Source organism: Burkholderia sp. BCC1972 (assembly GCF_905339605.1).
Classification (GTDB): domain Bacteria; phylum Pseudomonadota; class Gammaproteobacteria; order Burkholderiales; family Burkholderiaceae; genus Burkholderia.
Genome location: NZ_CAJPGH010000039.1, coordinates 11,058 through 34,842, shown reverse-complemented (window position 1 = coordinate 34,842; position 23,785 = coordinate 11,058). Strand labels below are relative to the sequence as shown.

Here is a 23,785-nt window from a genome sequence, read left to right as displayed (position 1 = left end):
TATATCGGCCATCGGGTTACATCGGAGGGGCGTGTCTTCCGCCACCATTTGTAGAGACCGCGCCTGAAGCGGGCGTAACGGTCGTGCGAAAACGTGTTCGATACGCCCATGACGGACGCGACGCGTTTGCCGTTTCGAAAGACATCCGTCAGCGCGTCGCCACCGCGAACGTCGGGCCGAGATCGCAGCACCTATCGGATCGCCTGCCCCGGTTCGCCGAGCGCAATTGTCAGACACGGCGTACCCGGCGCACCACGCACGTCGACCCGGCATTTCCCGTCGTTCAACAACAGCGCAAAGGGCGGCGATCCGTCGCTGTCGCCTTGATGCAACCACACGATGCGTTCCAGTTGTCTGGAATCGAACCGGTCGTCCGCAGGAATCACCGTCGACCAGCACACCTCGTAATCGTGGCCGCATTTACACCGCGCGGTCGCGTCGACACGGATCGATTGCCAGATCGACGACGGGTTTTACCCTGCCATTTCAAAAAACAAAAAACGACTGATGACGAATAACCACACAATCGTCATAAACCGTCAAATATATTATTAACGCAATACGATACTGATCCAAATGACACTCGGACTTGCCGCACCCTTCTCCAGAGTTTTTCGGACCAAATCAACGCGATTCCGTATACTGCCATCGTAAAAAGTCATTCATAATAGGACACGTACTAAATATATTGAGATCTTCACGTGTTTTGTCCTATTTCTCAAACAGACCACGTCCGCTACCTAACGAGTCGATCGATGTCAAGCAATTGCATGTACCTATCGTCAGGCACGCCGTCCGCGCACTCGTGCTTCATCGCTGTTGGACAGTGCCTCGCATGACCTCGGCCGCGGCACTCGCACGACATGCCGCACGCGGAGAACGGCTGCACGGCAGGAATCACGGGGGCCGGTCTCGCGGCATCCATTCTTGATACCGGCCGTGGCAGGCTTATTCGCTTTGAGCTGGTTCGGGCAGATGCGTCGCACGATCGTCAGGATCCGTGCGGCATGGTTCGCGTGAGCCTGGCACCAGTCTTCTCCAGCGGCCGTGCCCAGCACCCGGCGCATGCTGTTTCGACGCGCCAATGCGCCAGAACGGTTCGTGCAAGGCGTGCTGGCCGATCCCGTTCACGAACGGCAATCGGTGCACGGGATGATCGACAAGGGACGGTGCGGGGATTTCGAAGCGGGGTCGAAGGTGCTGTATGCGCATCTCGGCGAAGTGCCGGCGTTGAGTGCGTATAGCGGGATTTTTGGGGAGGGGTGACGAGGCGGGCGCATGCGCGAGGCGGGCCATACCGGCGCGCATCGCGCCGCCGCGCCCGCATGACTTCATGCATCGTCAGTCGCGCAATCCGGCAACGGTGCGGATGAAATCGGTGAATCCACGGCGATACCGTTCCGCGCGCAGGTAGCACGCTTCTTCGACACCGTCGCGCGGTACGTCCTTCAGCGCACCGATCGCCGCCACGCAATCGCTCGGGGCCGGCATCGGGTCGCGCGGCCCGGGCAATCCTCGATCGTCGAGAAAGTCGGCGCATTTGCGCTGATAGCAGAACAGCAGCACCGGCACGCCGTACGCATGCGCCGTGATCGCCCCATGCAGCTTCGACGTCACGACGCACGATGCCGACGCCAGCACGTCGACGATCGATTCGACCGAATCGCCGTAGCGAACATCATCGATTTCCATTGTCCGCGACGTATGGCGACTGCGTATCGCGTCAGCCACCCGCGCGCTGGCATCGTCCAGCGCAACGAAGCGAACACGGTCGAAACGGCCGCTTCGATCCGCGTCGCGCAGGATGGCCGCCGCGTGCTCGACATAGCCCATCAAATGCACCGCGACAACCAGCGTGCGTGCCTCGTCGGCGCGCGCTGGCCGATAAAGCGCCGGCAATGCGAATGCGAGATCGCCGAGCAGCTCGGCGGGCCGCCGGACGAAGGCTCCGTTCAGTTCCTCCAGCGAGGCTGCGTCGCGCACCGCGAGCGCGCCGAGCCGCGCCGTCAGGGCGAGGAATTGCCTGAGCCGCCCGCCGTCGTCGAACGGGCCCACGGAAACGCCGAGTGCGGCGACCGGCTTGCGCATCAGCGCGCCGCCGAAGACGATCAGGCGCGCGAATGCCAGCGATGCATGGGCGCCGAACAGTGAGCCGCCACCGAATGCGGCGACGTCAGCCCGCACCAGCGCCGCGCAGTAGGTCGCAAAACGCGCGATCGTGCCGATCGTGCCACTGCACCCGACGCCGCGCGAGAACGGCTTCCATCGCCATGCCGCGCTCAGTTCGCGCCGCACCGGCGCGCCGACGAGCATGGGGCGTACATTGCCCGCGCGCCCGGCCAGCCGCTGCAGCACGTAGCCGAACAGGTCGTCGCCGAAATTGTGGCGACCGTAAAAGCCGAAGAACGCGATGCGCACCGCGCGTCGCCTCGTCGGCCGGGCGCACACGTCCCGATGCGTGATGTCGGTCGACTCGCTCATGGCGTCTCCTCCCGCCATCCTCGGCGCACGGGCACGCGTGGCACGCGGCGCCCGTGTGCGGCCTCGTACAGCGCATCGAACTCCCGCACGAAGCGCACGGCGCCGAACCGGGCGAACGCGCGTTCACGGGCCGCATCGCCCATGCGTCGCCGCAGCGCCGCATCGTGCAGCAGCCGTTCCGTGTAATGCCGCAGTTCGTCATCGTCGTTGACGAGAAAACCGGTCACGCCGTGCTCGACGATGTCGCGATTGCCGACGATGCGGCTCGCCACGGCCGGCAACCCCATGGCCTGCGCTTCGATCAACGCAATCGGCATGCCTTCCCACAGCGACGGCAACACGTAGACGTCGCTGCGCGCCAGCGCATCGCGCATCGCATCCGGGCCGATCCAGCCGGACTGCTCGACGGGCGTATCGGCAAGCCACGCGCGAACCTGATCGGGCGCACCGTCGCCAAGCCATACGCAGCGCACGTCGTAGCGGCCGGCAAGCGACTGTGCGAGCCGCGCGAACCGCCAGGGCGCCTTCTGATAAACGACGCGGCCGGACGTGCAGACCACCGCGGCCGCGCGCGCCGGCGCATCGCCGGTCTCGACGAAGCGGCTCAGGTCGATTGCATTGTCGACCACGAACACGCGCTTGCGCGACAGCAGCATCGCCGCATAGTGCGCCTCGCTGCGCGAACAGGCGACCAGCGGGCCGCCGATCGCGTGCAGAACCCGTTCGATGCCGATCAGCACTTGCGCCCGCCGCCGCGAAATGTCGCGGCGCAGGAACGCGAAGCCGTGCGGCGAGTACAGCGTTCGCCTGGCGCAGCCGAGCAGACGCGCAGCCATTCGGCCGAGCGCGCCGGCCTTCGACGAATGAAGATGGATCACGTCGGCGCGCAGGCGCAGCAAGCAAACGGCGACCCGGAACAGCGCGAGCACGTCGCGCGGCCCGATCGAGGTCGACATCGGCAGCACGCGACGTTCGACGCGGGCATCGAACCACGTGTCGAGCACGTCCGGCGACGGCGTATCCGGCCGAATCGAATGCACGACGATCACCTGATCACCGGCCGCGGCCTGCGCATTCGCGAGCAGCGCGATGCAGTGGAGCACGCCACCGCCGAGCGCCTCCGTCATGTGTACGATTTTTCGGGGAGAAGCTTTCATGGTCTGGTTTTCTGTTTATCGATAGATCGCATCGAGCGCGGGCAGCGCGCGATACGGCAGGAACGGAGAGGCGCCGCGACCGGCCTCGTCGAGCATGTTGTTGAACCGCCCCGCCAGCGCGACGAGGCCGATGAGGAAAAGGCACACGGCAAGGGCATGCGACATGCGGCCGCTCGCGGGCCGGTACTGGCGCAGCATCACCACGGCCATCAGGAACGTGAGCAGCAGCTGGAAGCGGATGCCGGCATAGCTGACCCGCGTGAGGCCATAGAACGCCGCCTCCAGCACGGCAAGCAGCCAGAAGCCGGTGCGCGGCACCGAGAAGTCGGCGCGGAAGCGCCACAACGTGACGAGCATGGCTGTCTGCAACAGCACGAACAGCAAGCCCGACGACGCATTCGGCGCAGCCATGCCCGAATACAGATCGGTCTTGTCGCCGAGATAGACCGGCATCGCGACGGCCGCCACGCACGCGCACAGCACGCCGAACGCGAGTGCCGGACCCTGCCCACGGCGCGTCGCGGCGGGAAACAGGACGAAGAGCAGGATCGACGAGTAATGCATGCCGGTTCCGAACACCGTGAAGGCGAGGTAGCGCCACGGCCGCTCGTGCGCCGGCACGCGCGTCGCCAGCAGGAACAGCGACGCCGCGAGCCCGAACCGCATCACGTTCATCGACAGCTCGTAGAACATGCCGGGTACGATCAGCAGCCCGCCGAACCACGCGCCGTATCGCGCGCCGCCGAGCGCCCACATCAGGGTCAAAGCGATCAGCAGCGAGATGCCGTTGACGACGAAACGCGGGTCGGGCCAGATGGACCAGAGCAGCGTGGTCAGCGCGTGGAAGAGCGGCTCCGATCCGTAGCCGCTCCCCGCGTCCAGCCCGGAAAACGCGGCGTAATACGCGGCGGTGTCGGTACCGGCATGCCCGCGCAGCACGACGAGCGCGATCATCGGCAACGCAGCCGCCAGCAGTACCGCCCGGCTCGTGCCGCCATAGGTCGCGCACAGGGCTACGCCGAAATAGAAGATCGCGAGCGGAACGATGTACTGGATCATCGAGCGCTCCGCACCCACGACGCGCGACCGTTCATGCGAACCGCCCCGACAGCGCGCATCGCCGCAGATACTTGGCGAAGCTCAGCGCCGCATGGACGCACCATTCGCCGACGCCGATCGCGCCGACGCGACGGAAGTGCCGGTAGTTGTGCTGCTCGCCCTGCTGGATCTTCCACAACTGGCCGCTCAGCCCACCGGCGCCGAACTGCGCCTTGTAGACATGCGACAGCGGCATGTCGAACAGATAGGCGGCGCCGCGCTCGACCAGTACGAGCTGCAGCAGCATGAAATAGTCTTCGGCGTGACGCTTGCGCTCGTCGAAGCGGGCCGCGACATCGGCGCGCACCATCACGCTCGACGGCGTGAAGCGATTCGAGAACAGCACGGCGCGACGCGACACCGGCACGGGCGGACGATGCGCCGCACGATCGGCCGGCAACGCGCCCCCCTCCGGCAGCTGCTGCACCGGATGGCCCGTGATGGCCGCTTCGGGCCGGGCTTCCATCCAGCCGCACTGGCGCGCGATCTTGTCGCGATGCCACGTATCGTCCGCGTCGAGGAACGCGACGAAGCGCTGCGTCGCGAACAACCAGCCGACGTTGCGCGCCACGCCCGGGCCACCGTTGCGCGACAACGCGATCACGCGAATCCAGTCGCCGCCGTATCGCGTTCGCAGGCTTTCGATGCACGCGAGCGTGTCGTCGGGGCTCGCATCGTCGACAAGGATCAGCTCGGCGGGCCGCCACGTCTGCGCGTAGACCGACGCAACCGCCCGCTCGAGCGTCGCGACGCTGCAATGACACGGCACGATCACGCTGACCGGCGCGACCGGCGGACGATCGGCGTCGGCCCGTGCTGCCGCTGCGACCGACACGCCGCGCGTCGCCGCCCGTGCATCGGCGCACCCGTCAGGAACGTGCCCGGATGACACCGCTGCCACGCAACGCCGCCCCGCCGCCCATGCCAGCGCACACCAGAGCACCTCGCCCGCAATCGCCGCAGCCACCGCGCCGGGCAATCCCCAGCCCGGCATCAAGCCCACGCCGAGCCCGATGCCGACGGCGAGCGCGACGAACGCGCACCGGTTCCGGAGCACGATGAAATCGCGTGTCGTCATCACCGACGATGCGCTGGTCGTCACGAACCGCAGCGGCGCGCAGACTGCCATCCATTGCACGAGCGGAACCGCGTCGCGATAGCGCTCGCCGAACGCGAACGGCACGACTGCCGGCGCAACCACGACGAGCGCCACACCCACTGCCAGGCCCGCCAGCACCATCCAGCGATTGCCGACATGAAACGCATGCCGCAGGCGCGCCGGGTCCGTCACCGCCCATCGATGCAGACGCGGCATCAGCAGCTTCTGGAACAACACGGCCGGCAACAGGTAGACCGCGGCGAGCGTCGTGACGACGACGTTGTACGTGCCCGCATCGCGCGGCCCGAGCATGACGGCCGCCACGATCAGGCCGCCCTGCGCATAGGCGAAATAAAGCAGGCTCGCGACGCCGAACGGAAGTGCCTGCCGCGCAACCTGTGCGACACCGGGCACCGGTTCGGCCGGGCCGCCCGCGTCCGTCCCGTCGCCATGGCCATCGAGTACGGCATGCCCGTTGCGCAGCACGCGCATCGACCGCCACGCGCCGACCGTCATGCCGACGGCAATCGCGCCGAATGCGATGGCGACGAACGTCGTGCCGGCATGCAGCCGGACGGCCAGCACCGCGACGACGAACCGTGCCGCATGCTGAGCGAGCTGCCATGCGCTCACCCGTGCAAATCGGCCTTCGAGCTGGTAACGCGCGCCACACAGCTCGACGGCGCTCTGGCCCAGCAACGCCGGCAGCATCCACAGCAACAGGTGCGCCGTGTCGTGCTCGCGCACGCCGACGCCCGCCCATGCAGCGACGGCCGCGGCGGTGACCACCGCACTGATGCAGATGAAGTGCAGCGACGCCGGCACCCAGCGCGCCGCGCGCGCCCCTTCAACCCCGTAGGCACGCAGCCAGAACGCAGGTATGCCGAACCCGATCGCCGGCGCGGCGATCGTCACGACGGCCAGCGCCGTCGAAAAATGGCCATAGGCCTCGACATCCCACGCGCGGGCAAGTACGGCCTGCACCGCGAATGCCAGCACCGCCGCACCACCCGCGCTCAGCACCAGCAGTACGAGCGCCGTCGCATCGCGTCTCGTCGCACGCGTCATGACCGAACCTCCTGCCCAGGTTCGCCGGCACGCGTCTTCGTCGCGCCATATCGATAGGTCGCGTACTTCATGCCGTAGCGGAACCGACCGGCATGCGGATCGATACCGTTGTGGATCACGCCGTCGAGCTCGACGCCGACCTGGCGCAGACGGCGCGCCGCTTCCTGCAGTTCGCCGCGCTCGGTGCGCCCGGCTCGCGCCACCACGTAGACATTGCCTGCCGCAAACGGCGCCAGCAGCGTCGCGTCGGTGACCAGCAACAGCGGCGGACTGTCGATCACGACGACGTCGTAACGGCTCGCCAGCTCGGCCATGACGGCCGACAGCGTCCCGGCGTTGAGCAGGTCCGCGGCATTGCGGCGGCCCACACCGGACGCCAGGAAATCGACATTGGCATGACGCGTGGCGCGAATCGCGCCATCGACCGACGCGTCGCCCGCGAGCACGTCGGCGAAACCGGCCGGCGCGGTGCCGAACATCGCGTCGAGCCGACCGCGGCGCAAGTCGCCGTCGACCAGCAGCACACGCTGGCCGACCGCCGCGAGCACCAGCGCGAGATTGGCCGACACGAACGACTTGCCGACGCCGGGCGTCGGGCCCGTGACCAGCACGACGTTGTTGCCCGACGTGCGCATCGAGAACTGCAACGTCGCACGCAGGCTGCGCAGGGCCTCGATCGCCGGATCGTCGGGATCGCTGCTCGCGAGCGGACCCATGCCGGCGCCGCGCCTGCCGATCACGCGCGGCACGGCGGCAGCCACCCGCAGGCCGGTCGCGTCCTCGAGTTCCGCCGGATCGGACGGTGCCCGGCAAAGCAGCCCGCGTCCGTAGGCGGCCGCCATCGCCAGCAGCGCGCCGAGCAGGCATGCGCCCGCGATCCCGAGCACCCGCCGGAAGCGGATCGGCCGCTGCGGTTCCTCGGCCAGATCGAGCACGCGCACGTTGCCGATACGGCTCGCGCGCAGCAGCTTCAGTTGCTCGATGTTGTCGAGCAGGCCGACGTAAAGCTGGCTGTTCACCTTCACGTCGCGCTCCAGCCGCACGAGCTCGCCTTGCCGCTTCGGCAACTGTGCGATCCGGGTGCCGATTTCGTTTGCCTGCGCATCGAGCACGGCAATCTGCCGGTCGAGCGACACGACCGATTCGTGCTCCGCCGTGAAGCGGCCCAACAGTTCGGCGCGCTTCTGGCGCAACTGCACGCGTTGCGTCTCGTTGTCGGCCGCCGCCTGCAGGATCGCCTGCGCGTCGCCTGCAACGTCGACCGATCCGAGCTTGCTGCGCAAGGCAGCCAGCCGTGCCTCGGAATCGTCGAGCGTGCGGCGCAGCTCCGGAAGCTGCCGCTCGAGAAAATCAAGCGATCGCGCGGCCTCGGCCGCCTTGCGCGCAGCATTCTGCTCGACGTAGAACCCGGCAATTTCGTTGAGCGTCGCCGTGATCCGGTGTGCGTCGGTACCTCGCAGCCGGACACTCAGCACGTTCGAATCCTTGCCCGCTTCGGCCACGCCGAGTGCGTCCTGCAACCGGACGATCGCGTCGAGGCGCGCATGCCGGACCAGTGCGAAGCGCGTACCCGGCGCCGCCTGCAGCGCATCGATCTTCAACGCGACCGGCCCGCTCGCGCCGTCGAACTGCATGCGCCGCCCGACCTCGCCGGTCGCGGGCCCGGCAAGCCCCGGCCCCGACAGCACATAGCGCCCGCCGGGCAGCACGACGAGCGCGTACCGTTCTCCTTCGAATCGTGCCGGCACGTCGAACACGTCGATCGCCGCCTGCGCGTCGCCCCACGCATAGCCGCCCCATCCGGACGCGTCCGGCGATTCACCCGCGCCCTTCATTCGTGCGAGCGCACCGCCGATCAGCGGAAAACGCACCGGCCGCGCATCGATGAACAGGCGCTGCCGGTCGACGGCGCGCGCGACGACGAAGCGCGATCCGAGCACACGTTTTTCGGTCTCGGCGGACGTCTTGACGCCGAACATCGACGACAGGTCGCCGAACGCCGAACGTGCCATCGAATCCGTGCTGCTGTCCTCGACCTGCACGAGGATGTCGGCCTGATAAACCGGCGCCGACAGCATCGCCCACGCGACGCCCGCGATCGCGAACGTCGCGAAGACCACCGCCATCGTCCGGCGATGGATCAGGAACGTGTCGAGCAATGCGGCGAAATCGAATGTGCCTTCCTGGGCTGAGGTTCTCGTCATTGCCAGCCTCCCGATCGACGCCGGCCCGCGTAGCCGAGGTGGGCGATCCAGTCGGACACGCCGGTCGCGAGCAGTGCGTAGCACGCATCGAAGCGCTCGCGCGGTTCGCCGACCGGATCGAACACGTCGACCTGGTCGAACGCGCGCACGAGAAACACCTTGCCGCGCGTGAACGGATGCCGTGCTTCGAGTTCGCGCCGTTGCGCCACGGTCATCACGAGAATCAGGTCGGCCGCCCGGCACATCGCGTCCGACAGGCGCGCCGCGCGATGGCCGGACAGATCGATGCCGTGCGATCGCAGCACCGCGACGGCTTCCGGTGCTGCGGGTTCGCCGACCGGCGCATCGAGGCCGGCCGACATCACCGCCACCTCGGGCAGCAATCGGGCGAACAGGCCGGCGGCCATCGGGCTGCGGCACAGATTGCCGCTGCAAACGAAGAGAACGCGGGAGATCATGAATTCGGAATACATAAGAGGTATCGGGACAGGCGCGCGGCGGCGCCATGCATCACTTCGTCACCAGCCCGGCCGTCAGGCCGGCGTTGATGGCGGGCAGCAGCAGGTTCAGCACGCGGCTCGCGCGCACCAGGCCGTTCGCGTCGACATAGACGACGTCCTTCGGCTGCAGGTCGAACTCCTTCGCGACGAGCATCGAGACCGGCGACGTGCCGTCGAGGTGGAACACCTGCGGCTGCTCGTCGAGCGAGCCGCGGATCACGTACATCTGTGCGGCATCGGCCGAACCGGAATTCAGGCCACCGGCCTGCACCAACGCATCGGCCAGCGTGATGCGCCCGTTGCGATCGGGCGTCGCGGCCACCGGCTTGCCGACCTCGCCGATCACATAGATGAGGCTGTCGTTGCGCGACGCGACGCGCAGCAGATCGCCCGGCTTCAGCGCAACGCGCGCCGCGCTGCTTTGCGCGGTCGTTCGTTGCGTCAGGTCGAGCGTGTACGCCGCGCCGTCGCGAACCAGTTCGATCCGGCTGCGATCGGCCGAATCGCTCAATCCGCCCGCACGACCGATCGCCTCGTAAAGCGTCGTCGGCACATCGTTCAGCGGCAGGACACCCGGATTGCGCACCTCGCCTTCGACCAGCACCTGCCGCGACCTGAACGACGCAACGCCGAGCGTGATCTGGGGATCGCGGAAGTAGCGGGACAACGCCGCCGCGACACGGTCGCGTGCCTGTTCCGGCCGCAACCCGGCGACCTCGATCCGGCCCGCGTACGGAAAGGACAGCGCGCCGTCCTGATCGACGACGAAGCCGGCGGCCGGATCGGCGTCGCGCGTGGCACCCGGTTGCTGCGGCCCCTGCGCGGCGGCCAGCTCCGGGTGGTTCCAGACGACGATCCGCAGCACGTCGCCGGGACCGATCGTGTACGGCGCCGGCGTTCCGGCGAGCGCGCGCGACATGTCGAGCGACGCCTGGGCGGCATGGCCGCGCATCTGTCGGACGCGACCGAGATCGAGTTCGACGATCGGGATATGCCGATCGGCTCGCACGCCGTCGCTGTCCGCATCGACATAGACAGCCTGGGGATTCCGCGCATCTGCCGGTGCAGCCATTCGCATGCCCGGCGCATAGGCGCACCCGGTCAGTACGGCGCACATCAGCCATGCAGTTGCGTGGCGCGGCTTCGGCAGAAAGCGGCAAGCGGACGCGACGCGCGCCTGCCGTGAAGTGTGTTCGTCAATACGCATTGCTGTGTGCCTTCCCGTGAAACAGCGTCGCCAGCACGATGCGCACGTCGAACGCAAGGGACCAGTTCCGCAGGTAGTACAAGTCGTGCTCGATTCGCCGCTGCATTTTTTCGATACGGTCGGTCTCGCCTCGCAGCCCGTTGACTTGCGCCCAGCCGGTAATGCCGGGCTTGACCCGATAGCGCTGGATATAGCCATCGACGAGCTCCTGGTAGACGAGGTCGTGTTCCACCGCATGCGGCCTCGGCCCGACCACCGACATGTCGCCCATCAGCACGTTGAAGAACTGCGGCAGCTCGTCGAGGCTCGTGCGCCGCAACAGCGCGCCGACGCGCGTGATGCGCGGATCGCCTCGTGTCGCCTGCCGGACTTCGCCCGATGCGGCTGCGTCGTGCTCGCGCATCGTCCTGAACTTGTAGATCGTGAATACGCACCCGTAAGCGCCCTTGCGTCGCTGGCGGAACAACACCGGCCCCGGGGACGACAGCTTCACGGCGATCGCGATCGCCGCCAGCAGCGGCGCGATCGCAATCAGCGCGAGGCCGGCGAACATGCGATCGAAAATTGCCTTGCCGACACGTGCCCGTGCCGACAGCGGCGATGCCACGAGATCGAGCGAATAGCCGGAACGTGCCGCGCAAGGGCGCAGTGGCGTCACCTCGGTCAGGTCGGGCATGAACCGGATGTCGACAAGGTCCTTGTCGAACGCGCGAACGATCGCGCCGACGCGATCGGCCTCCGACAACGGCAGCACGATCCGGATTTCCCCGACATCGACACGACGCACGCACTCGACGAAAGTGTCGAGATCGAGAAACACGCGCGCGTCGTCGACGTTAGCCGCCGGCGGTTCGGACATGTCGAGAATCGCTGCCACCTGAAGCGGCAAGTCAGCCACATGAACATCTCGATCTCGACCTGCAAGCGCGAGACAGCGAGCGCGATGCCCGACAAGCGCGACGGGCCGGTATCGAGCCGCCCGTCGCGTCGTACCGATACCGAGCCACCAGCACACCGCTCGCGACGCCGACAGCATCACCGTCGCCAATGCGAACCAGCCGATCACCCACTCCAATGAACGTGCGTACGCAGGATTGAACGCAACCGCCGTCACCGCACCGACACACAATGCGACTGCAACGCTGCCCGGCATCCACCAGATGCGGCGCCACGACGTTCGCTGTTCCGCGCCGTCATACGTACCGACCGAGGGGAACAGAACCAGCGCGCACGAAATCGACAGCGCAATCACGACTGCATCGGACACGGACTGCTGCGATCCGTCGAACCAGCGCTTCGCCATCCAGGCGGTGGCGGCGAGCAGGACGATATCCGCGAGACGGAGCCAGGAGCTCTTTCCCTGAACGACGGGGGCGTTTCTAATAGGGTTGAACGAGCGCATAAACCTGATCGATCACTCACCGCAAGCCAATGACGACGGGACGGCAGCGCGCGCTCGACGCGCACGCTTTCCACCGGCCCGATCCATGACTGAACAGGCTCGCGACTTCTTCCATTATTTAGATATACGAAATACATGTCGGGGAGACGGCCTGCGATCAATGTCACAAACCATTAAATTTCACGAACCGACCGCGATGTTCGAGCGCTCGCCGAAGCATGCTGCGCTCGGCTTATCGCCGCTCCACCACTTACCGACATGAGTCAGGTATCGATACTGCCATCCCGATTTGCCGTTTTAAATCGGTCAAGTACTAAATAAATTGGCGTCCCGATGAGTCTTGTCCCATTCATCGACAAGACTCCGTCACCTACTCAAGGAATCAAGAATGGTCAAGTGACGGCAACGCGTATCGCCCTGCCTTCGCGTCAGTCGAAAAGCGCGAGGCAAGCCTGTTCTACCGGCCGACGAATGCCGTGTGATGCCTCCGATCGATGCATCGATACGATTGGTCAAACGCGCATCCGCGAAAATCAGGCAAGACAGAGTAATTTCGCAAATGCGCTAGTACTAGTTCGATTTTCACGTGCGCGTCGCTTTCGTATTATTCCCGGCATCAATAACGGACCGTCGCAGAAGGCTGAGACTGGTCCACGCATCTGAATCCGGGGTGAGGTATTTACATCAACTGTCGCACTCGGCCATCGATGATCGTCCGCATGTCGGTGACCGCCTCCGGCCTGCCGCCAACACCGTGTCCCGAACCGCGAACGGCACCCTGCGGTGCGCACGCGCCACCCGTCGCGAACCGAAAAATCGGATACTTCGTCGCGGCCCTGCTTTTCCCCGGTCTCGCCCATGCACAGGTCCCCAATGCCGGGCAGTCGATGCGCGACATCGAAACCGTCCGGCCGTCGCTGCCCGCCACGACCCGCCCCGAAATCGACATCACGCCGGCCGAGGCAACGCCCGCGCCCGTGGACGATGCCGGCCCGCGCGTCACCGTTCATGCATTCGACATCGAAGGCAATACACGCTTCACCACATCGCAGCTGACGCTTCCGCTCGCCGACCTCATCGGCCGCGACCTCGGTTTCGGTGAGTTGCAGCAGGCCGCCGCACGCGTCACTGCCTACTATCGTTCGCGCGGCTACGTACTCGCCCGCGCATATCTGCCGCGTCAGGACATCGAAGACGGTGTCGTCCGGATTGCAGTCGTCGAAGGGCACTACGGACAACTCGAACTGCACAACCGCACGCGCGTGATCGATCGCGCGCTGCGCCAGCCGCTCGCGTCGCTGCGGTCCGGCGACATCGTGCACGCCGATGATCTCGAACGCAGCCTCACGCTGCTCGACGAGATGCCGGGCGTCACCGCCAAGGGTACGCTGCGGCCGGGCACCGAGCCGGGCACGACGGATCTCATGATCGACGCCGAACGTGGCCCGTTCGCGAGCGGTTCGATCGAAGTCGACAACTTCGGCGATCCCGTTACCGGCCGCTATCGAGCAAGCGCCAGCGTCGACGTCAACGCGCCGCTGCGCGTGGGCGACCGGCTCTCGCTGCGCGGCCTGACGAGCAACACATCCCAGCGCTACTTCCGCACCGCATACCAGGTGCCGGTGGGTCCGGCATCGACACGCATCGGCGTCGCGTATTCCACGATGCCCTACCGGCTCGGCGGCACGTTCAAGGATCTCGACTACCACGGCAACGCGAGCGTGCGCAGCGCATTCGTCACGCAGCCGCTGGTGCGCAGCCGCCGCGCGAGCGTCAGCGCACAGGTCACCTACGAGAACAAGCAGCTTCGCGACGAATACGGTTTCTACAACCTCGTCAGCGACAAGCACGTCGATCTCTGGACGTTCGGCATCAACGGCTATGGCCAGGATGGCTGGTTCGGCGGCGGCCGCAGCAGCGTCTCGGTGACGCTCGGCACCGGCCGCCTGAGCGGCAACGACGCGCTCGGCATGAACGACTTGAACCGAACGCATGATCGCTTCACCAAGCTCACGGTCAACGCAATGCGGCTGCAGGCGCTCGGCGCGCGACTGCAGCTCCTGACGCAATTCGGTGCACAACTCGCATCTCGCAACCTGGACGGCTCCGAGAAATTCAGCCTCGGCGGGCCCTACGGCGTGCGCGGGTATGCGCTTGGCGCCGGTAGCGGCGACCAGGGCTGGCAAGCGAGCGCGGAGCTGCGCTATCAGGCGGCGCCCGGCATCCAGGTCAGCACATTCGTCGACACCGGCCGCATCCAGGTCAACAAGCAACCGTGGAACGGCAACCGCAACACGCTGCAGCTGTCGTCGGCCGGCGCCGGCGCCAGCTGGTTCGGCTCGAGCCGGCAAGTCAGCGTGACCGCCGCACTTCCGTTCGGCCGGGCCGAGAACGTCGCGAACGTCACGCGCTCGCCAAGCGTCTGGCTACAGGCCACGCAATATTTCTGAGCAGCAGCAAGCGCCCGGCCCGCTTCCAGACGCGAATCGGGTCAGGCATCGAGCGGATGGCAATGCCATCCGCGCAACGACGGGTCGGCGACTTTTTCCGATCCGGAACGGCGATTTGTTTAGGTATACAGATCGTACAAAAGCCAATTCAACGGCACTCATCAAGAGGACATCAACAACATGAACAAGACGTACGCACTGGTATGGAACCCGGCGCAGGGTTGCTGGAACGCCGTCGGGGAAACCGCGCGACGCCGCGGCAAGTCCGCCGGCGGCAAGGGCATCGCCGCAGCCGCCGTCTCGCTGCTCGGCTTCGCCGCGCTGCCCGCCTTTGCACTGCCCACCGGCGAAGCGATCACCTCCGGCAAGGCTGACATCGTCCGTGGCGACGACGGCAAGTCGATGTCCATCAACCAGCACTCCGACAAACTCGTCACCAACTGGCAGGACTTCAGCGTCGCCGGCGGCGAACGCGTGTCGTTCCAGCAACCGGGCAGCCAGTCGATCGCACTGAACCGCGTGATCGGCAACAACGGCAGCCAGATCCACGGCCAGATCGACGCCAACGGCAAGGTTTTCCTCGTCAACCCGAACGGCGTGCTGTTCGGCTCCGGCGCGCAGATCAACGTCGGCGGCCTCGTTGCGTCGACGCAGAACATCGCCGATGCCGACTTCCTCGCCGGCAACTATCGCTTCGCCGGCAACTCGAATGCATCGATCGTCAACGACGGCAAGATCACCGCAGCCGATGGCGGCAGCGTCGCGCTGCTCGGTGCGCGCGTGTCGAACAACGGCGTAATCCAGGCGAAGATGGGGCGTGTCGCGCTCGGCGCCGGCAATGCATTCAACGTGACCTTCGACGGCAACGGCCTGCTCAACCTGCAGGTCGAAGGCGGCGCCGTCGATGCACAAGCGAGCAACGGCGGCCTGCTGAACGCCGACGGCGGCGAAGTGCTGATGACCGCGCGCGCAGCCGGCGATCTGCTGAGCGCGGTCGTCAACAACGCGGGAACGATCGAAGCGAAGGGACTCTCCGGCAACGGCGGCAAAATCACGCTCGACGGGGGGACGGTCCATGTTGCCGGCAAGCTCGACGCCAGCGCAACGGCCGGACGCGGCGGCGAGGTCCTGACGCGCGGCGAGCAGGTGACGATTGCCTCCACCACACGCGTCGACACGCTCGGCTTGAACGGCCAGACCGGGTCGTGGAAGATCGAAGCGGCAAACGCCGGCGTGGACGACGTCGGGCTTGACGAGAACGGCGGCCGCACCATCGGTACAGGCACGCTTGCACGGAACCTCGACTTGACCAACATCGAACTGGTCAATACGAAAGGCGACCTGAGCGTCGCCGGCCCCGTATCGTGGACCAGCAATAACGCGCTGACGCTGACCTCGCGCAAGGGCAATGTCGATCTTCAGAAGAAAGTATCGGCGACCGGCGCGAATGCGCGCCTCTTCGTCAATGCCGCCGACAAGATCCGCATCAACGACGCGCTGAAACTCACTGGCCGCAACGCGCACCTTGAACTCAACTCGACGAACGGCCATACGCTCGCGAACGACGCCGCCGTGACCTTGTCCGGCGACAACGCGTCGTTCCGCTCGAACGGCGACGACTACAAGGTACTGCACACCCTCGCCGATCTGCGCAACGTCGACGCGAACCTCAAGGGCCGCTACGTGATGGGCAACGCGATCGACGGCGCGAATGCGCGCTTCCGCAGCCTCGCCGGCGGCGGCGCGTTCTCCGGCACGTTCGACGGCCTCGGCAATACGATCAGCCGCCTGATCATCTCGAACCCGGGCCAAACCACCGTCGGCCTGTTCGAACAGAACGCGGGCCGCATCGCGAACCTCAACCTGCTTAACATCGCGACGACCGCGAACGGTCTGCCCTACGGCTCGCCGACGTTCGTCGGCACGCTGGCCGGCATGAACACCGGCGTGATCTCGAACGTGAAGGCCAGCAACGTCGTCGTCACGACGCAGGGGCGCACGATCGTCGGCGGGCTCGTCGGTGCGAACTACGGCACGATTGAACATGCGCAAGTATCCGGGCGCATCGACGGCGGTCGCGATGCCCTGTCGATCGGCGGTCTGGCCGGCGAAAACCGTTCGCTGCTGGCGCGGCCGCCGATTCCGGCGGCGACGATCCGCGACAGCCACGCCGACGTGCGCGTGACGGCGGCACTCGACGGAGCGACGGGCGGCCTCGTCGGCATGAACACGGGGCTCATCGAAGCGTCGTCGAGCACGGGCAGCGTCATCGGCATGGGCGACAAGGCGATGGTCGGTGGCCTGGTCGGGGTTAACGAACGTGGCGGCGTCATCACGGATTCCTCGTCGTCCACGGCCGTCACCGCGCGCCAGTATGCCGTTGCCGGCGGCCTGGTCGGCGCCAATGCCGGCACCATCCTGGCGTCTCGCGCCAACGGCAAGGTCACGGTCGGCGATCGCGGCATCGCGGGCGGCTTCGTCGGCGTGACCTCCGGCGAGATCGAACGGTCCGCCGCGAACGGCGACGTTGTCGCGACGGCCTCCGGCACGGTCGGCGGTTTTGCAGGCTCGAACCTCGGCCGTATCAAGACTTCGCAGGCCAACGGCAACGTGGCGGCCGGCAACTCGACCTGGGCAGCAGGCGGCTTCGCCGGCTACAACGAAGGCGACATCGCCGCATCGACCGCCAACGGTAGCGTCATCGCCGGTACGGACAGCACGGCGGGCGGCTTCGTCGGCCGCAACCACGCGGCCGGCCGAATCCATGCATCGAGCGCTCACGGAAGCGTCAAGGCCGCGGACAAATCGACGATCGGCGGCTTCGCGGGCAGGAACGACGGCTTCGTCGAGACGTCGCTGGCTGCCGGCACCGCGACCGGCGAGCACGCAGGCACGGTTGGCGGTTTTGCCGGGATCAATACGGGCGCCATCGCGACATCCGATGCATCCGGAGACGTGATCGCCGGCAACGCAAGCTCGGCAGGCGGCTTCGCCGGCGTCAATACTGGCCGCATCGAATCGTCCAGCGCGTCCGGCAACGTGACCGCCGGCGCCTCGAGCACGGCCGGCGGGCTCGTCGGTGCCAACCGTGGCATCGTCCAAACGGCCAGGGCACTCGGCAACGTATCGGCCGGGATGGCCTCCACGGCCGGCGGCCTCATCGGCAGCAACACGGGCACCGTGCTCGACACGCGCGCCGATGGTGCCGTGAAGGCCGGCGACCTGTCGAAGGCCGGCGGCCTGATCGGCGCCAACGATTCCGGACGCATCGAGCAGTCGCGCGCATCGGGTCATGTCGAAGCCGGTGCGAACAGCCACGTCGGCGGGTTGGTCGGCAGCCTCATCGGCCAGGTCTCTCAGTCGCACGCAACCGGCTCGGCGAAGGGTGGAGACTTCAGCTACGTCGGCGGCCTCGTCGGCAGCAACGGTGGCGTCGTCACGGCGTCGTCGTCGAGCGGTACGGTTTCTGGCGGCAGGTATGCACGACTCGGCGGCCTCGCCGGCGGAAACTTCGGCTTCATCGAGGGCTCGTCGACCACCAGCCGTATCGACGTCAAGGCGGGCTACGACCAGCTCCACGGCCCGCTGGTCGGCGTCAACTACGGGCACGTGGCGCCCTAAGCGCCACCCGCAATGGCGTTCGGTGTCGTCAGTTCGAACCGATGCCCGAACGCCATGACGCGTCGCAAGCAGGATAAGCGCGCGTGGCCGGCAGCCTCCGGGCTGTCGGCCCATGGACCGGTCAACCGGGAATACCGGGCGAGCCGGTCTTTTGGATTTTCAGTACGAACAGCAAGATGACACGCGAATTCGGTTCACACGGGGACACCGATTCGGACAATCCGGTAACGACGGCAACGGCCTGCCTGTTATGTATCGCATCTGCCTCGCTTTCCGGTAATCGGATTTGGTACTTGTCCCATTTCAATCTTCTCCGCCCCAATGAACAATCGCAGACCTGCTTGAGCAGACCACGTTGGTGTCCATTAAGCACCGGCTCCAGATCCCGTGCTTGTCTTGCTCCGCAGCCCGGAAAAAAATCCGATACTTCCGATACAAGGCGATGAAGAATGAAATACTCGATATTGTTATTAGCACTACTGCCGATTCATGCCCTTGCCGCATTCACAGCCAACACGAAAGACGGGCGGGATTATTTCGTCGTCTCCGTTCGCGGATTCAATCCCCCGCCTCTCAGTCCCGGTGACATCCCGATCGGTGGGATCATCTATCAAGCCGAAGGATCAGGACTCACCTTCACCAATGCGGCTGACCCTTGGGGTCCTAAATCGACCTGCTCCACCAGTACCTATACGTACATTGCCGGCGTTGGAGTGCCTGATGCCAACAAGGTTTATCCAACTTCCGTGCCGAACGTCGGATTGCGAGTCGTATCGCCCACCGGGCAGGTGGCACCTTTCATCGATGGGCCGAGCGCTCTGGTCGAGCCTTGGAACATATACTATGCACCCACGATCCAGCTGATCAAAACCGGAAACGTGACGGAAAGCGGCGTATTGAGCGGTGCCTATGCGAACTACTGGGCGAACAGCGGATCGGATCAGGTGCTGGTGGAATATCGCTTCGCTAAACCCGTCCTCGTCACCCCCAAGGCTCCGAGCTGTAGGGTCACGACGCCACGCACCCCGGTACCGATGGGTGAGACGATGGCATCGACCGTTTTCACCGGCGTCGGCTCGACGGCGCCGTCCCGATCGTTCGGGATCGACATATCCTGCTCGGGCGGCGATACGGGAATGTCTGCCAAGGTGTATGTCACGCTGACCGATGCGACGAATCCCGGCAATACATCGACAACGCTTTCGCTATCGAAGGGTTCTACCGCCACCGGCGTGGGCATTCAGCTCCTGAAGAGCGACGACGTGCTCGGATACGGTCCGGATTCCGCCGCGATCGGCAACACCAATCAATGGCTGGGTGGGCGAGTCGCACAAGGCGCGCCAGGCATGAGCATCCCGCTGCGCGCCCGCTACGTGCAAACCAGCCCACGCATTACGTCGGGAACGGCGAACGCCAATGCAACGTTCACGATGAGTTATCGATGACGTCACTGCCATACGAAGATTGACTGGCTCGTATCCCGTTACCCGAGACGCCCTGCGCAAGGCATGGACTGAAGATCGAGATATCCATCGCGGCACATTCGAACCCGGACTGAACAGTGATCGAAGCTGGCGCACCCCGCCCTCGACGCGCCGCTCATGGCCCACAATATCGGGTGCTGATTCAGACTGACCCGAGCGGTCGTCGAACACTCCGACAGCCGCTCCTGTGTCGGCTCGTGCTACTGGTAGCTCATGGTGAACGTCGCTGCCGCATCGGCCAATCCCCCCTTCAGCGGGCCGGTCCCTCTCAGATAGCGCGCTTTCAACGGAATGGACACGCTGGTATTGCCGTACTGCCCGACGAACCACTGATTGGGATTGCCAGACGCGGGGGAATCCGGCCCGAAGCTGACAATGGTATCGTTCGCTCGACGGATTTCCACTCCGACTCCAGTCGCGGCATTGGAACCGGACGAGGCCAGTGTCAGCAGGCCGCTGCGGTTACCTGGCCTCGCAGCATCGGTCAGCGTGATATACATCCTGGTCGATGTCCCCGCCGTCCCGTTCGAGCACCTCAGATTGATCGAGAACGACTGGTAGTCGGACGCGCCACCTGTCTCAAGCGCCTTGGTCGAAACCGAACCCAGCGGCACGCCGATCACCTTGTTCTGTACCGTACAGGTCGGCACGGAAGGGACAATCGGCAAACCGCCCGTCAAGAAAAGACGGCGCACCACGGATCCGTGGTCCGGGTAGTATGTTTGTCCGATCTCGCCGGACAGGGACCCTGCCGCCGTGATAGGGCCAGTCTTGACAAGCTCGATGGTAAAGCCGCTCGAACTCGACAAAGGCCCCCCTGTGGAAGGCATATAGTCCTGGTTCGGCCACCATTGGTTTGGATTGATCCCCCCCTTTATACGATAACCGACGCCTGCCACGGGAGTCGCATAGGTATGGTAGTTCGCGTTATAGGCACCGATGCCTCTATATATCCGGTTCCCAATAGGGAGTTTGATGCCGTTGGCATCTGGGCAGTATGCTGTGCCGGACTTCCCACTTCCTGTTCCCTTGCCAGTGTACAAGACGGTGCCGTCCGGCACTTCGGGATCGAAAGCAGCGGGCTGAAACGCAGGAAACTCGACCTTCTGATACGGAACCTTTTGTTCACTGGGGTAATCCTCCTGCACATAGCATTCCGCAAGAGCCGATACAGGAATCGACGTCGCGACGGCGACAGCACACATAACAAGTAATTTCATAAACACCTCCGGTACGTAGCCTGCAGGACGGACCGCACGACGCAATCTCGTTGCGCACATTCGCTTCCGGCGCGGAATAGCTTCCAACTCTCATTCGCTCGGTGATGTGTGCGCCACGCATCCATTTCCGCATATAACAGGCATGAGCCCACGTTATCGATTTGCCACGCGATCAATCCGACGCGCGGCTCGCAGAACGAGCGGTTCCGCCACCTCATGTGGCACTCATCGACCTGCCATCTTGCAGCTCATCGCCACGCGCTCATAGGCAACGGCCTTCTTCCGCTCCGGCAACGCATAGCCGCCTTCGCACGAGCCCTCGCTCCAGCGAATCGACAGACGCCCCTGTTCCTTGATGCCGAACACAAGCACGCGCGACTCGTTGTCGACCATGCCGAGTACCTTGTCGTTCTCGTCATAGGCGGTCGCGCCGAACGGCACCTTGCCGCCACTTGCCGTCGTCACGTCGAACTGAACCCGTCGCCCCGTTTCCGCGGCGAACTTCGCCTTGACGATTGCACCGCGCGTCGGCACCACCGACTTCGCGTTGTCGGTCAGGTCGGTATCGAAGCCGAGGCTCTCGGTATCGATGTTGAGCCAGTTGTAGCGATACGGCTGCGCATACGGCAGGATCGCGTAACCGCGGCGGTCGGTGCTGATGCTCGTCGACGACGTGAAACGCGCGCCGCGCACGCCCGGCACCTCGGCGATCGCAAAAGTCTCGCCGACGGTCTGCCCCAGCGTGATGCCGCCGCCATGTGCGACAACCGACCCAGCCACGCCGACATCGACGTGCTTGCCATGGCCCGACTGGTTGTAGTTCGTCGTCAACTTGGCCAACGGCGTGTCCCAGCCGAGGCCCACGCCCCCCGAACCACCGTTGTGCTTGCGGTAGTCGCCCTGCACCGAATAGTTGACGGTATTCGAGTCGTTCAGGAAACCGCTCAGGCCGACTTGCGAACTCATGTCGCCGTTCGTCGACGCGACCGTGTTCGCGAACAGGCGATGCGATCGGGTGCTGCCGCCGAGCGGAATGCTGACCGACGCGGTGAACTGGGTATCGGAACGGCCAAACGGCCCCGAATCCCGCGTGTGCGCCACCGCGACGCTGTAGCTCAGATTTTTCAGCGCACCGCTATAGCCGAGCTGGATGTTGCGGCTCGAACCGCCCTGGTTCCAGTAGCTCGTATCGCCGACACTCGCGTACACGGACCCGCGCGTGCCCAGCGACTGGTTGATGTTCAGGTCGACGCGACTCTTCTGGCGGCGATACCCGCTGCCCCACTGGCGATCGAGATCGTCGACGTGCTGGCTCAACGTCCGATAACCGTCGGTCGAGTAGCGATAGCCGACCATCGTGAACGTCGTATCGGTTGCCGCCAGCGTCTTCGAGTACAGGAACCGGAAACTCTGCCCGCTCGCCTTGCGGCCCGGCGCATTCGACTGGCTGTGCGTGATGTCGAACGACACACCGCCCAATCGCGAGTTGTAGCCGACGCCAAGTGCGACCGCCGCGTATCGCTCGGCGCCGATGAAGCCGCCGTAGCCGGTCAGGTTGTCGGACACGCCGTAGACCAGCGTGCCCTGCGCGAACTTCGGCCGCGACTGCCCGTAACCGCGATACTGCCCGGCCGAGAATGCATAGCGCATCGTGCCGCGACGGATCATGACCGGCAGGTAGGAATACGATTGCCGATACGTGCGCACGCTACCGTCGGATTCGATGATACGGATCTCGAGGTCGCCGTTCGAGCCGCTCGGGTAGATATCGCGGAACTCGAACGCGCCCGGCGTCACCGACGTCGAATAGATCACGTAGCCGTTCTGGCGAACCTCGACCACCGCGTTGCTCTGCGCGATGCCGCGCACTACCGGCGCATAGCCGACTTCGTTGTCCGGCAGCATCCCGGTATCGGAGCTGACCTGCACGCCGAGAAAGCGCACGCTGTCGAATATCTCGCCGGACGAATACACCTCGCCCGCGGAGAGCCGGCCCTTGATACGCTGAAGGTCGCGCTCGACGTAGGTTCGGTTCGCTGCGAAATCCGACGGGCTACCGCGCCGCCACGACACCGCCGATTCGTTGCGCAAACGCCATGCACCGATGTTCAGCCCGTTGCGCAGCCCGAGGTAGGCGTAGTCGCTTCGGTAGCCCGAATCGGTGTTGTGACTGAAGTTGGCCTGATAATTCGAATAGGCGGCAGTAATGCCTTCGTCCCACAGCGACGAATCGACGTAGCCGCGCGTTTGCCCAGGCGCATAGATCTGCGGCACGCTGACGTCGAGCGTCAGGGTCCCGACGTCGAAACTCGTCGACGCGCCGTCCACCAGCGCACCAAAGTCGATCGGCGCGTCATCCGCCAGCCCCTGCTCCAGCCGGTGCTCTCGCTCGAGACGCCTCACATCGACGCCGAGCGATTTCAACAATCCGTAGGTGATGACGGGCCGGACTTCGCCCGATGCATCGGACTTGAACAGGATCGACTCGCGCTTCGCACGTTGCTGGTTCAGCGACACATCGACATCGTAGATGCCCGGTGCAACCGAACTGCCTTTTTCGAAATACGAAAGCTCGACGGGCCCGTCCCCCTTCTTGAGGAACATCTCGTTGAACTCGGCGGCCTGCCCCACAACGGGCGCAAACGCGGCGCCAAGCGCCATCAGACAGGACGCGCGCTGGCATGCCTCTACGATTTTCTTGACAGTAGTGTTCATGTCCGACTACGCGCCCCTCATACAATATTTGTTAGTACAACGTATCTATCAAGACTTGCAGAATCGATTTGACCCGCAC

The 23,785-nt window shown here is 65.3% G+C and carries 13 protein-coding genes and 1 pseudogene; 4 read left to right on the top strand and 10 right to left on the bottom strand.

Features of this window, described 5'->3' with window-relative positions:
• Positions 1 to 1,101: 1,101 nt before the first annotated feature.
• Positions 1,102 to 1,266 (top strand): annotated as a pseudogene (locus tag U5798_RS34330) (aminocyclopropane-1-carboxylate deaminase/D-cysteine desulfhydrase family protein); the annotation flags it as partial.
• 75 nt (positions 1,267 to 1,341) lie between these two features.
• Here the strand turns inward: U5798_RS34330 and U5798_RS34325 are convergent.
• The 8 genes from U5798_RS34325 to U5798_RS34290 form a co-directional block, all read right to left on the bottom strand.
• Positions 1,342 to 2,481 carry a polysaccharide pyruvyl transferase family protein gene (locus U5798_RS34325; protein WP_322084622.1) on the bottom strand — a complete coding sequence of 380 codons (1,140 nt, stop codon included), beginning with the start codon at positions 2,479 to 2,481 and terminating at the stop codon, positions 1,342 to 1,344.
• Positions 2,478 to 3,638, bottom strand: coding sequence for a glycosyltransferase (locus U5798_RS34320; RefSeq protein ID WP_322084621.1), 1,161 nt, complete (start codon positions 3,636 to 3,638; stop codon positions 2,478 to 2,480). Before U5798_RS34320 ends, U5798_RS34325 begins: the two co-directional genes overlap by 4 nt.
• Positions 3,639 to 3,653: 15 nt before the next feature.
• Complete coding sequence (locus U5798_RS34315) at positions 3,654 to 4,697, bottom strand: EpsG family protein (RefSeq protein WP_322084620.1); 1,044 nt, start codon at positions 4,695 to 4,697, stop codon at positions 3,654 to 3,656.
• Positions 4,698 to 4,728: 31 nt separating this feature from the next.
• The gene (locus U5798_RS34310) at positions 4,729 to 6,903 is read right to left on the bottom strand and encodes a glycosyltransferase (protein WP_322084619.1); all 2,175 of its coding nucleotides are present in this window, start codon (positions 6,901 to 6,903) and stop codon (positions 4,729 to 4,731) included.
• On the bottom strand, positions 6,900 to 9,107 hold the full coding sequence (locus tag U5798_RS34305) for a polysaccharide biosynthesis tyrosine autokinase (protein ID WP_322084618.1): 2,208 nt from the start codon (positions 9,105 to 9,107) through the stop codon (positions 6,900 to 6,902). The genes U5798_RS34310 and U5798_RS34305 overlap by 4 nt, the downstream gene beginning before the upstream one ends.
• Positions 9,104 to 9,565 (bottom strand): low molecular weight protein-tyrosine-phosphatase, encoded by a 462-nt coding sequence (locus U5798_RS34300; RefSeq protein WP_322084617.1) that lies wholly within the window; start codon positions 9,563 to 9,565, stop codon positions 9,104 to 9,106. Before U5798_RS34300 ends, U5798_RS34305 begins: the two co-directional genes overlap by 4 nt.
• 52 nt (positions 9,566 to 9,617) lie before the next feature.
• Positions 9,618 to 10,679: a polysaccharide biosynthesis/export family protein gene (locus tag U5798_RS34295; RefSeq protein ID WP_322084616.1), complete on the bottom strand. Its 1,062-nt coding sequence runs from the start codon at positions 10,677 to 10,679 to the stop codon at positions 9,618 to 9,620.
• 124 nt (positions 10,680 to 10,803) lie between these two features.
• Complete coding sequence (locus U5798_RS34290; protein WP_415859530.1) at positions 10,804 to 12,117, bottom strand: undecaprenyl-phosphate glucose phosphotransferase; 1,314 nt, start codon at positions 12,115 to 12,117, stop codon at positions 10,804 to 10,806.
• Between the two features lie 986 nt (positions 12,118 to 13,103).
• On the opposite strand from U5798_RS34290, the gene U5798_RS34285 reads away from it, so the two are divergent.
• The 3 genes from U5798_RS34285 (at position 13,104) to U5798_RS34275 (ending at position 19,732) form a co-directional block, all read left to right on the top strand.
• Positions 13,104 to 14,666, top strand: a complete 1,563-nt coding sequence (locus tag U5798_RS34285) for a ShlB/FhaC/HecB family hemolysin secretion/activation protein (protein WP_322084614.1) — start codon at positions 13,104 to 13,106, stop codon at positions 14,664 to 14,666.
• Between the two features lie 180 nt (positions 14,667 to 14,846).
• Complete coding sequence (locus U5798_RS34280) at positions 14,847 to 18,287, top strand: GLUG motif-containing protein (protein ID WP_322084613.1); 3,441 nt, start codon at positions 14,847 to 14,849, stop codon at positions 18,285 to 18,287.
• Positions 18,288 to 18,736: 449 nt separating this feature from the next.
• Positions 18,737 to 19,732: a fimbrial protein gene (locus tag U5798_RS34275; RefSeq protein WP_322084612.1), complete on the top strand. Its 996-nt coding sequence runs from the start codon at positions 18,737 to 18,739 to the stop codon at positions 19,730 to 19,732.
• A gap of 239 nt (positions 19,733 to 19,971) precedes the next feature.
• Here U5798_RS34275 and U5798_RS34270 read toward each other — a convergent pair whose 3' ends face one another.
• A complete protein-coding gene (locus tag U5798_RS34270) occupies positions 19,972 to 20,991 on the bottom strand; it encodes a fimbrial protein (RefSeq protein WP_260434999.1) in 1,020 nt (339 codons plus the stop codon).
• Positions 20,992 to 21,216: 225 nt separating this feature from the next.
• The gene (locus U5798_RS34265) at positions 21,217 to 23,706 is read right to left on the bottom strand and encodes a fimbria/pilus outer membrane usher protein (RefSeq protein WP_221623710.1); all 2,490 of its coding nucleotides are present in this window, start codon (positions 23,704 to 23,706) and stop codon (positions 21,217 to 21,219) included.
• Positions 23,707 to 23,785: the final 79 nt, after the last annotated feature.